This is a genomic window from Mesotoga sp. UBA5557 (genome assembly GCF_002425715.1).
In the GTDB taxonomy this organism is placed as follows: domain Bacteria; phylum Thermotogota; class Thermotogae; order Petrotogales; family Kosmotogaceae; genus Mesotoga.
In genome coordinates this window covers 1-10,985 of sequence record NZ_DIMV01000084.1, presented here as the reverse complement: position 1 = coordinate 10,985, position 10,985 = coordinate 1, and the positions used below count along the sequence as shown (strand labels likewise).

The 10,985-nt window shown below is 48.0% G+C and carries 8 protein-coding genes; 6 read left to right on the top strand and 2 right to left on the bottom strand.

Annotated elements, in window-relative coordinates; genetic code table 11:
• The first annotated feature begins 645 nt into the window (after positions 1-645).
• The 5 genes from B3157_RS11250 (at position 646) to B3157_RS11230 (ending at position 6,490) form a co-directional block, all read left to right on the top strand.
• A complete protein-coding gene (locus tag B3157_RS11250; RefSeq protein ID WP_292590577.1) occupies positions 646-1,116 on the top strand; it encodes a MarR family winged helix-turn-helix transcriptional regulator in 471 nt (156 codons plus the stop codon).
• Positions 1,116-3,341 carry an ABC transporter ATP-binding protein gene (locus B3157_RS11245; protein WP_214061397.1) on the top strand — a complete coding sequence of 742 codons (2,226 nt, stop codon included), beginning with the start codon at positions 1,116-1,118 and terminating at the stop codon, positions 3,339-3,341. Before B3157_RS11250 ends, B3157_RS11245 begins: the two co-directional genes overlap by 1 nt.
• Entirely contained in the window at positions 3,338-5,212 is a 1,875-nt protein-coding gene (locus B3157_RS11240) for an ABC transporter ATP-binding protein (protein ID WP_292590576.1), read from the top strand. Before B3157_RS11245 ends, B3157_RS11240 begins: the two co-directional genes overlap by 4 nt.
• A gap of 385 nt (positions 5,213-5,597) precedes the next feature.
• On the top strand, positions 5,598-5,882 hold the full coding sequence (locus B3157_RS11235; RefSeq protein ID WP_214061399.1) for a DUF6922 domain-containing protein: 285 nt from the start codon (positions 5,598-5,600) through the stop codon (positions 5,880-5,882).
• Complete coding sequence (locus B3157_RS11230) at positions 5,846-6,490, top strand: nucleotidyl transferase AbiEii/AbiGii toxin family protein (RefSeq protein ID WP_214061400.1); 645 nt, start codon at positions 5,846-5,848, stop codon at positions 6,488-6,490. Before B3157_RS11235 ends, B3157_RS11230 begins: the two co-directional genes overlap by 37 nt.
• A 552-nt stretch (positions 6,491-7,042) precedes the next feature.
• On the opposite strand, the gene B3157_RS11225 is transcribed toward B3157_RS11230, so the two are convergent.
• Together B3157_RS11225 and B3157_RS11220 are read right to left on the bottom strand one after the other, a co-directional pair.
• Positions 7,043-8,032, bottom strand: coding sequence for an SDR family oxidoreductase (locus B3157_RS11225; protein ID WP_214061401.1), 990 nt, complete (start codon positions 8,030-8,032; stop codon positions 7,043-7,045).
• 6 nt (positions 8,033-8,038) lie between these two features.
• Positions 8,039-8,515, bottom strand: coding sequence for a MarR family winged helix-turn-helix transcriptional regulator (locus B3157_RS11220; protein ID WP_214078289.1), 477 nt, complete (start codon positions 8,513-8,515; stop codon positions 8,039-8,041).
• Between the two features lie 120 nt (positions 8,516-8,635).
• Here B3157_RS11220 and B3157_RS11215 point away from each other — a divergent pair, with 120 nt between their 5' ends.
• Complete coding sequence (locus B3157_RS11215; RefSeq protein ID WP_292590573.1) at positions 8,636-10,723, top strand: efflux RND transporter permease subunit; 2,088 nt, start codon at positions 8,636-8,638, stop codon at positions 10,721-10,723.
• Positions 10,724-10,985 lie beyond the last annotated feature (262 nt).

The following is a 10,985-nucleotide window of genomic DNA, read 5'->3' as shown; positions in this document are numbered from 1 at the left end:
AAAAAACTTTCATCGCCGTAGAGCTCCTAGTAAGAGAGGTTCTTGGTTGTTGTAAGAGCAAGAAAAGAAGCACCAAATTCGTTTCGCCCGAAATTCTTCCCCCTCATGTCATCCCGTATAGCCTGTTCTGAAAAGCTTGCCCCAAAATGTTCCTGTTTGGGGGTTCCTGTTCAGGGATTCTGTGGGGTCTCATCTCGCCCGTATCGCGCGCTATCTAAACCCTATAGAGGCGACAGGAACGAGGTTAGAGGTAAGAAGATCAAGATCTTCCCGCTCTTCCAACCTCTTTCCTCTGGCCTCTTACATCTTCTCTGACCAAGAACCTGGACGCACAGCGTCGGAACTAAGGACTGCCCTTCTCCCGCTTTTCCAAGGACGGGTCCATGCTCTTGGTAAGTACGAGGGACGGTTCTTCGCACTCTTCCAGCTCTTGCGAGACCCTAGACCCCAACCCCGAGACCCGGTTTGCCTCGGGCGCGGAGAGATCACGTAGCAGAAAAAATCGTTCGTGTTCTCGCAAAGTTTACGAATTTTCTTTCTTTCTTCGTAGACACTGGCCGTTTATTGCAGTAGAATATATTTCGCATGCGAAATATTCGGACTCTAAGTATTCGTATGCGAAAGTTCTGAAAATGTAAGAAGAAGGTGGTTCTGTTGGAAGAAAGCTCAAGAATAGAAGAGATGCTGACAGCGATCAAGCGGATCGTGTCTCTCATAAAGCAGAATTTCGAAAGGGATTTCAAGAAGATGCACGTAACCCAATCCCAGATCCTTGTTATGAGAGTACTCAACCAATACGGCGATATGAAGATAAGCGATATAAGCAGGGAGCTAGATCTCTCAAACAGCACGGTGTCGGGGATAATCGACAGACTCGTCGAAAAGAAGATCGTCAAAAGAAAGAGAAGCGAAGAGGACAGGCGAATAGTTATGATAAGTCTTGCGGAAGAGTATTGCAAACCCGTGAAGAAACAGCTCAATGCCTTTGCCAATAAGATGAGAAGGGCATTGTCTACGACAACTGAAGAAGACCTTGATTCTATCATGCAAGGTCTTGAGAAGCTGGAGAGGATACTCGAAGAATCGCAAGAATACAAAGAAAGAGGACGAAGCTGATGCTCAAACTTATAAGATACCTTAAACCCTATACTGTCTTCATCATCGTCGCGGTGGCATTGCTCTTCGTTCAGGCCATGACAGAACTGGCACTTCCAGATTACATGTCGAATATCGTAAACGTCGGTATTCAGCAGGGCGGTATCGAAGACGCTATTCCTGAGGCCATAAGCAAAGAGGCCTTCGATAACGTCTCGCTTTTCATGAGCGGAGAAGAGAGGCAACAAGTCCTGAGCTACTACGATCTCATAAACAAAGACTCGGCGACTTATGAAGAAAACCTCAAGAAGTACCCTTTGCTGGAGAGCAAAGATGTTTACGTCCTGAAAAGTGAAGAGATTGAAGACCGACAGGCTCTCAATCTGCTCTTCGGCAAGGCCCTCATGGCGTATTCTGGAATCAAGAACGGCATGACCGGGGCAGCTGGGACCTTTACACCCCCGGACGGCTTCAACATCCCCGAAGGTGCAAACGTCTTCCTGCTGCTGCGGCTCATGCCGGAAGCCCAGAGGCTCGAAATGCTAAGTCAGGTTGACAGCATGGTCGAAGTCATGGGTGAAAACATCGTCAACCAGTCGGGTGCACTTGCCGTGAAGGAAATCTACGAGGAGCTTGGCGTGGACACCGAAAAATTGCAGAGCGGCTATGTGCTCCGCACCGGTTTAGTCATGGTTCTCGTGACCTTGCTTAGCGCGCTGAGTACCATCATGGTCGCCTTCATCGCCTCGAAGATAGCTGCTGCCTCGGCGAGATCGATGAGAAGAGACGTTTTCGAGAAAGTGGAAAACTTCTCGAACTCTGAATTTGCAAGGTTCTCTACGGCTTCGCTCATAACTAGAACGACAAATGATATTACCCAGATACAGCTCGTGATTGTTCTCATAATTAGAATGGCATTCTACGCCCCAATCATTGGTGTCGGAGGAGTCATGAGGGCTCTCGAGAAGAGCACCTCCATGTCCTGGATCATAGCGCTCGCCGTCATCATAATGCTAGGCCTTGTGGGAATCGTTTTCGTCATAGCCCTTCCGAAATTCAAGAAGATGCAGAAGCTTATCGATAGGCTGAATCTCGTTACAAGGGAACACCTCTCCGGCCTCATGGTTGTCAGAGCCTTCAACACCCAGAAGTTTGAAGAAGAGAGATTCGACTCCGCTAACAAGGACTTCACAAGAACCAACCTATTCGTAAACCGGGTGATGGTAGTGATGATGCCGGCGATGATGTTTGTTATGAACGGGACCATGCTCCTCATCGTCTGGGTGGGCGCGCACCAGATAGAGGCCTCGACGATGCAGGTTGGAGACATGATGGCCTATATACAATACGCCATGTTGATCATCTTCGCCTTCCTCATGTTGACGATGACGTTCATCATGATCCCAAGGGCCTCCGTTTCGGCAGGTAGAGTCTCTGAAATCCTAGAGGTTGATCCCCAGATAAAGGACCCCAAGAACCCGAAGAAATTCGGCAGTGATTTCAAGGGAACTGTCGAGTTCAAAAACGTCTGCTACCGTTTCCCGGGAGCCGAGAAAAATATCCTGAACGACATAAGCTTCACGGCCCTTCCCGGGCAGACGACGGCGATTATAGGCTCGACCGGCTCGGGAAAGTCGACTTTGCTGAACATGATACCGAGGTTCTACGATGTCTGCGGCGGCCAGGTGCTTGTTGACGGAATAGACATCCGGGAAGTGAACCAGCATGAACTGAGAGAAAAGATAGGCTACGTCCCCCAGAAGGGTGTACTGTTCAGCGGAACCATAGAATCCAACCTGAGATACGCCGACGAGACGGCCTCTGAAGAAGAAATTGAAAGGGCTGTCGAAATCGCCCAGGCCGCCGAATTCATAACCGCGAGAGAAGAAGGATATGACGCAGCCATTTCCCAGGGCGGTGCGAACGTATCTGGAGGGCAGAAGCAGAGGCTTTCCATAGCCAGGGCGCTGCTGAAGAAACCGAAAATACTCCTCTTCGACGACAGCTTCTCTGCACTTGACTTCAAGACAGACGCTGCGCTGAGAAGAAGACTGAAGCAGGAAACGGGAGATAGCACGATGATAATAGTCGGCCAGAGAATTGCGACGATAAAAAATGCCGATCAGATACTTGTTCTTGACGAGGGCAACCTTGTTGGAATCGGCAAGCACCGCGAACTGATGAAAAGCTGTCAGATATACAGAGAGATCGCACAATCACAGCTTTCAGAGGCAGAATTAGCATGAGTAGTGATAACAGAGAAAAGGGTAGAGGTCATCGAGGTCGCGGCGGAGGTCCGATGGGCCCCGGCATGATGCGTGCGGGAGAGAAAGCCAAAGACTTCAGAGGAACGCTGAAAAAACTCGTTCAATACCTTAAGAAGTACCAGATCCTGATAATCATAGTGTTCTGTTTCGCGGCGGCCGGCGCTCTTTTCTCCATCATGGGGCCGAAGATACTCGGCACGGTGACAACGGAAGTCTTCGAAGGAATAATGGCCAAGATCACCGGAACTGGCGAAGGAATAAACTTCGACTCGATAGCTAGAACCATGTTTATTCTTCTCGGACTGTACGCACTTAGCGCTCTGTTTATGTATATCCAGGGATGGATAATGTCGGGCATATCTGCGAAGGTCACATACAAATTCAGGGAAGAAATCTCCCATAAGATAAACAGGCTTCCCCTCAAATACTTCGACAAGAGCTCCCAGGGAGATGTCCTGTCAAGGGTAACCAACGACGTCGACACCATAAGCAGAACGCTAAACCAGAGTTTGAGCCAGATCATAACGTCCATCACGACAGTAGTCGGGGTCATCATAATGATGTTCACGATAAGCTGGCAGCTCACGCTGATAGCCTTGCTAATACTGCCTGTCTCGATGGGACTCATCGCCTTTGTGGTTAAGTTGTCTCAGAGATACTTCAAGAAGCAGCAAGAGTATCTCGGAAAGGTAAACGGCCACGTAGAGGAGATGTACGGAGGTCACGTCGTCGTAAAGGCCTTCAACGGAGAAGAGAAAAGCATAGAAACCTTCGACAAACTGAACGCTGAACTGTACGACTCCGCCTGGAAATCCCAGTTTCTCTCCGGTATGATGATGCCTATCATGACCTTTGTGGGCAATCTCGGATACGTCCTCATAACCATAATGGGTGGCTGGTTTGCCGTCAGAAATATGATCACGGTCGGTGACATCCAGGCTTTCATACAGTACGTGAGGTCGTTCACTCAGCCTATCGCTCAGATTGCCAACATCATGAACGTCTTCCAGCAGACGGCTGCGGCAGCAGAGAGAGTCTTTGAATTTCTGGAAGAGGAAGAGGAAATACCAGAGACAACGAACCCCGTCAATGGGGTTGATCATCACGGCCACGTTGAGTTCAGAAATGTCAGATTCGGATATGTCCCGGAAAAGACAATCATAAAAGACTTCTCCTGCGAGGTAGACAAGGGACACAATATAGCCATCGTCGGACCCACGGGAGCGGGAAAGACAACCATCGTCAAACTCCTGATGCGCTTCTACGACGTCAACTCTGGAGAAATACTCCTGGACGGCCACAACATAAAAGACTACACCCGACACGACCTGAGAGAAAACTTTGGAATGGTGCTCCAGGACACCTGGCTCTACAATGCCAGCATCTGGGACAACATAAAATACGGAAGGCTTGACGCAACGGATGAAGAAGTACTGGCAGCGGCTAAGGCTGCTCACGTCGAGTCATTCATTCACACCCTCCCCGAAGGCTACAACCTCGTGCTGAACGAAGAGCAGACCAACATCTCGCAAGGCCAGAAGCAGCTGATAACGATAGCCCGGGCAATCCTGGCAGATCCTAAGGTCCTCATACTCGACGAAGCAACCAGTTCAGTCGACACAAGAACAGAAGCCCTGATACAGCAAGCCATGAAAAACCTTATGAGAAACAGGACAAGCTTCATGATTGCCCACAGACTATCAACAATAAGAGATGCCGACCTCATACTCGTCATGAACGAAGGCGACATCGTCGAACAGGGAACCCACAAAGAACTTCTCGCACGTGGCGGTTTCTACGCCGAGCTTTACACCAGCCAGTTTGAAAGCGACTTCGTAGAGGCTGTATAAGCAAGAGAGAAACAAATCTCAATATCAAACCAATCCGGCGGGCCCTCAGCCCGCCTTTTTCTGTCTCTACAATGTTGCGCTCTCCTGAACTATAAACACTGTCCCTGATACTTCTGACTGGATTTGGTCTAGTAAATGGTGCAAATATCGAGATGTCGGCCAGAAGTACGAGAATGACGGAAAACAAGAAAAGACTGACATCATATTGAGCCTGCCCTGAAATGCTCCTGTTCAGGGTCATCCCGTACAGGTACCCTGAACAGGTGCACCCATCAGGGTAGGCTCTACGAGATGGCGGTTGTGAGAGATCTCCACAGCAGGAGGTTTACAGGGAAGTTGGAAGGTTTGTGAAGCTTGAAATGATAGAATTGATTTGGTGAAGTATATGGCTCTAAACTTGCGGAATACATGTTTCTGGGATGTGGATGTTAAAGAGCTTGATAAGGAGAAGGACAAGTTCTTCATTATTTCCAGGGTTCTGGAGTACGGAACGATGGAGGATGTTGTCAATCTTCTCTCTGAATATGACTCGGCCGAGATCGCGGGGGTAGTTAGAAGAAGCAGAATAATCGGCAGGGTGACCGCAAATTTTTGGAGCCTTATTCTGAATATTCCTAGATCGGAGATAACTAAATGCTTAGAAGCGGGAAACTCTCATCAAAGACGCTGAATCTTCTAAATATTCTTGAGAGTAAACTCACTGATTTTTATCTTGCAGGGGGCACGGCTCTGGCGATGTACTATGAACACCGTGTGAGTTTCGATTTGGATTTCTTTACAGCTCAGCCTTATTGGCCAGAAGTATTGTTGGAGTATTTGAAGCAGTTTGGTGTTTTGGTGGAGAAAGTAAGGGTTCAGACAGGGACCCTTGAAGCTGAAATTGACGGTGTTCGGACAAGCTTTTTTGAATACCATTATGCACTAATTGAACCTTTCAACAAGTATGGGTCTCTGGATGTGGCTTCGGTAATCGATATCGCCGCCATGAAGCTTAGCGCTATTGCCGCAAGAGCAGAGAAAAAGGACTACTTCGATCTCGCAGAAATCCTGAAGAGAGAGTCTTCGGAAAGAGTTCTTCAAGCTTTTGTCAAGAAGTATGGTAGAGAAGTCGATCTGTACCATATAGTAAGGGCTGTAGCTTTCTTTGATGATGTAGAGGACTCCCCGGATCCATTAGGAGCAGTCCTTACCTGGAAAGAAGTCAAGCAATCTCTGAAAGTGAAAAGCAAAGAGCTATTCGATGTGGCGAAGAGCTTAGTTAGGCTAGATCGTGATTAAGAAAAGGCTTCTTCGCAATGCTTGCATACCCTCCAGATCCTTAATGATATTGCCTCACAGAGATTCTATAGAACCTGCCAATTACCTTCGGTGCAAGACAATGAGGTGTGTCGGCTGATTACATCATTACTGTGGATATTCAGGAAGCCCTTCACCATGTCATCCAGTAGAGCCTGCCCCAATATGCCCCTGTTTGGAGCTCCTGTTCGGGATTCTGAGGGGTCTCATCTCGCCCGTATCGCGCGCTCTCTAAACCCTATAGAGGCGACAGGAATGAGGTTAGAGGTAAGAAGATCAAGGTCTTCCCGCTCTTCCAACCTCTTCCCTCTGGCCTCTTACATCCCCTCTGACCAAGAACCTGGACGCGCAGCGTCGGATGAACGTCTCATTCAGGGGCGTTTTGGTTCAGCTCAACAGGATAGACGAAAAGGAATCAGAGAAAGATATTCAGAAGCTTTTTCTTCTTTTCAAGAATGGGTTCTCGTGCATTCGTAGATAAGACTCGAGTTTGCCAGGTGGGATGATCTACATCTGACCTGCCGAATTGAGCTTTCACCGCAGTTTTATCGTGCCGTACCTGGATAGCCATTCGACGGCGTCCCTTAACGATTCCGAGACCTTTCTGGGATTGTGGCCCAATAGTTTCGTAGCTTTTTTGTGAGAATATTTGTAGTTTCTGGTGAGTGTGTGTACTGTATAAGGAGTGAAACAGGCTTTGGTCTTCGAGATCATGTAATACAGTGTGCTCAGGGCCGAAAGGACGTAAGCGCTAGTACTTTTCAAGAAGGTGTAGGTTTTCTTTCTACCGGTTATACGGTGCAGCATGTCCGTAAGCTCCTGTATCGTTACGCGCTCTCCGCCGAGAATGTAGACTTCGCCAGGCTTTGCCACTTTCGAAGCTGCGATCTCCGAACTCACCACATCGCGGACATCGACGAAGTCGAAAGAGCCATCGATCCCGACTCTCAACTTACCGCTTGCGAAGAGCCTTATCATGTTTCCCATTTCGGAAAGCTTGTAGTCGAAAGGTCCTATGATTCCCGTAGGGCAGAGCACGACTGCGTCCAGACCTTCCCTGGCTGCAGTTAGTACGCTCAGCACGGCCTCGGCCTTGGATTTCCCGTAGACCCCGCTAGTGCGGGCCGGATTGAACGGCACGTTTTCATCTATCATGCTTCCCGGTTCCAGCTCGGTGAAGGCGTGAATAGAGCTTGTATAGACCATCCTTCCCACCCGCTGAACCTTGCACGCGTGAATCACGTTTTCCGTGCCGCCTACGTTGACGCTTCTCACCTTTTTCTTCATGTTGGGCATTATGGATATGAGCGCTGCAAGATGATAGACTGTGTCGATTCCTTCACAGGCTCTGACCACAAACTCCCTGTCGCGTATATCGCCGTGGAGTATCTCCACTCTCTCCTGCTCGATCATCGAGGTATCTTCTCCAGGAAGGGCAACTGCCCTCACGGTTTCGCCTTTGATGACAAGCTCTCTGACGAGAACGTTACCAACGTGCCCGGTAGAACCGGTTACAAGTATCATGACTTTTCAGCTTTGCCTCCCTTCATCGGAATCCACGAGTTTTTCGTCTATAACGATCCGGGTTATTCTTTCGAACCCTTCGGTGATTATCGCAAGGTCTTCGGAACCAACTTTCTTTATGAACGTGGAGATCAACTTGGAAAAGTTCGCCAAAAAGCTTTCAAAGAAAGCCTTGCCACGCTCGGTTAGTGTAATCATTATCACCCGTCTATCTTCTTCAGAACGGACACGGGCAAGATAGCCCTTGTTCTCCATATCGTCCACAAGAACGGTGATATTGCTCTTTGTCATCGAGTACTCCTTCGCAAGTGAGGACATGCTCCGGGGCCCTTTGAGCGCAACAAACAAAAGGATATAGAGCTCGATTGTCTTCATCTCTTCGGCCTCTATGGTGAAAGAAAAGAACTTTGTGAAGTTCCTGACAAGATCGAACACAGACTCAAGTATCTTTTCAGGACTTATTCCCTCGCCTTCCACATTCATCGTGCACCTCCTATGAAGTAATTATAACAGTCTAAGAAATTAATTGTTTAGATATTTTACTATACATAAACATAACTTTCAAAGAAATCATAGTACAATTCTGTAAAGGGGGCAATCCATATGATTAGCCGAAGGATTTCTATCCTTATAATAACTCTGTTTGCCATCATCACGATAGTAATGGGGCTCTTCATTCTAAGAGTTGAAATAAACGTTTCAAGCGAATTTCTTCTACCAGAGAAATCTCCTTCGAGAGAAAACATGAGAATGATGGAGAATCTTTTCGGAAGTGAAAAGCAGATTATCATTGTAGTTAAGACAGACGGTCTCTTCAAGGAAGACAATTCACTAATGATTTATGATTTCCTGCAAAAGCTCTCTACGATCGAGGGAGTGGTGGGTTACAACTCCTATCAGGATGCGGCAAAGGTTAGTTTGATTGGTGGGACAAACGTCCAACCTTATTTCGAGAAAGGGATCCCCAAGGATAACGCTCGCGAGATTCTGCAGAACCCGCTCTATCTCGACAACCTTCTAGACGAGAATGGAGAGGTCGCGCTCATTCCGATAAATGTAACCGAGAGCGTAGATGTCAAAACGATCCTGAAAGTTGCAGGCGAGTCGCTGGAGGGCATGGAGTTCTACGCCAGCGGAGAGCCGATTATCGATGAAGAGCTCTACGGTTCAATACTGTCGCTTTTGGTTGTATATCCCCCAATTCTCTTCGGCCTAATCTGCTTCATCTACTTCCTGAGGCTCGGAAGCATTCGGGCAGCAGTCATCCCTTCGATTCTATCAATCATCGCGGCTGTCTGGGCCTACGGCTTTGGCGTGATGATAGGCTTGGATATCAACATTCTCACCTCAACGGTGGGCCTTTTCATAGTTATAATCTCCTCGTCTTATGGGCTCCATTTCATAGATCGATACATCACTAACAGAAAGTTTCTGGATAGAAATCTCGCGTTGAAGCGAACAGTACATGAGGAGCTTATTCCCGTCTTCCTATCGGCGCTTACGACAGCAGTCGGCTTTCTAACATTCTTGGTGAGCAGTCTGGAGGCCTTCAGGCAACTGGGAATTATGGTCTCTATCGGTATTATGATGAGTTCGGCGCTCGTTCTCATAGCTCTTCCTGCCGCTCTCTATTTCATCGACCTCCCTGCGGTGAATAGAAGACTGAGGTTCAAGGGTCCCACAGGAGAGAAGGCAAAGAAGATTGAAATGGTTGCACTTATAGCTATAATTGCTTTCGCAGTCGTTTCGCCATTTCTGATTTCCAAAATCGAGCGGAACTTCGACCAGTTCGACTATTTCGAGAAGAGTTCCTCAATCGTGAAATCAGCCGAAACCATAAGAGATGAGTTCGGCTGGAACATGCCTTTTTACGTCATTCTTGACAAGAACAGCCTCTACACAGGCGCAGATGCACAAATCATTTCGAACCTCATTTCCGACATTAACATGCTCGAAGAAGTCAGGGGCGTTTCATCCATAATGGATGTTTGCAGTGCTTTCGGAATCCCCCTTCCAATACTCCAGATAGCTGCTCGCAACGGAGATCTGCCCGTGCAGCAATATATGGTCGGCAATTCGCTGCGCTTACTCGTCAAGACTCCAAATACCGACGCAGTAAGCTCCCAGCGTCTCGAAGATGACTTGAAGGAAATTCTAGAGGATTATCAGCAGTATAGTCCTTACGTTGCTTCGCCGCTGTTGATAATCTCCGGGGTTAACAACGAAATACTGCGCAGTCAGGTAAGCACAATCTTATGGGCTCTAGTAGTCATCACCTTGCTCCTCATAGTCGTTTTCAGGTCATTCAAACTGGCTCTAGTGTCTGTTCTTCCGATCGCCTTGTCTGTACTCTTCAACTTCTCTTATATGGCGATACTGGGCATAAAGCTGGAAATCTCTACTGCTATCGTTTCCGGGGTCCTTCTCGGAATGACAATAGACTACGCGATTCACCTGATCAACAGATTCATAGAGACCAAAGATATCTACAGGGCAAGACAAGAGGTCACACCGGCGATACTTTCCAATACAATAGCTCTGGCTGCAGGCTTTTCATCGCTGATATTCGCGCCTTTGAAGTTGTTCTCAGGACTTGGGTTGCTTCTCGCCATAGGAATGGTCACCGGCGCCATACTCACTCTCACAATCATTCCGAAAATCGTCTCCAAATGGAATATGTCTACGCATTGATTCTTCTTCATAAAATAGCGAGATGAAAGACAGACTGATGACGCACAAGCGCCGGTAGCGTAGCGGGTCCGAGGTTCCGGTGTGTCAAGATAAGCCGAACGCTGCTCAAAACAACGTTGTCCGTCAACGGTCCACTGCCCACCGGAAAGAAGCAGTTCCAAGTTCCACGTTGTCAGTTGCAAGCAGAAGAAATAGTTGTCCGTTGTTGGTTATTGGTGACCCGTCATTCATCAAGACCCACAGCCCAGATTGTGACCAAGAT

Coding starts and splice junctions, on each gene's coding strand:
- B3157_RS11220 (WP_214078289.1), bottom strand. CDS start 8,515: ATGAATGTGGAAGGCGAGGGAATAAGTCCTGAAAAGATACTTGAGTCT.
- B3157_RS11215 (WP_292590573.1), top strand. CDS start 8,636: ATGATTAGCCGAAGGATTTCTATCCTTATAATAACTCTGTTTGCCATC.
- B3157_RS11225 (WP_214061401.1), bottom strand. CDS start 8,032: ATGATACTTGTAACCGGTTCTACCGGGCACGTTGGTAACGTTCTCGTC.
- B3157_RS11245 (WP_214061397.1), top strand. CDS start 1,116: ATGCTCAAACTTATAAGATACCTTAAACCCTATACTGTCTTCATCATC.
- B3157_RS11240 (WP_292590576.1), top strand. CDS start 3,338: ATGAGTAGTGATAACAGAGAAAAGGGTAGAGGTCATCGAGGTCGCGGC.
- B3157_RS11230 (WP_214061400.1), top strand. CDS start 5,846: ATGCTTAGAAGCGGGAAACTCTCATCAAAGACGCTGAATCTTCTAAAT.
- B3157_RS11235 (WP_214061399.1), top strand. CDS start 5,598: ATGGCTCTAAACTTGCGGAATACATGTTTCTGGGATGTGGATGTTAAA.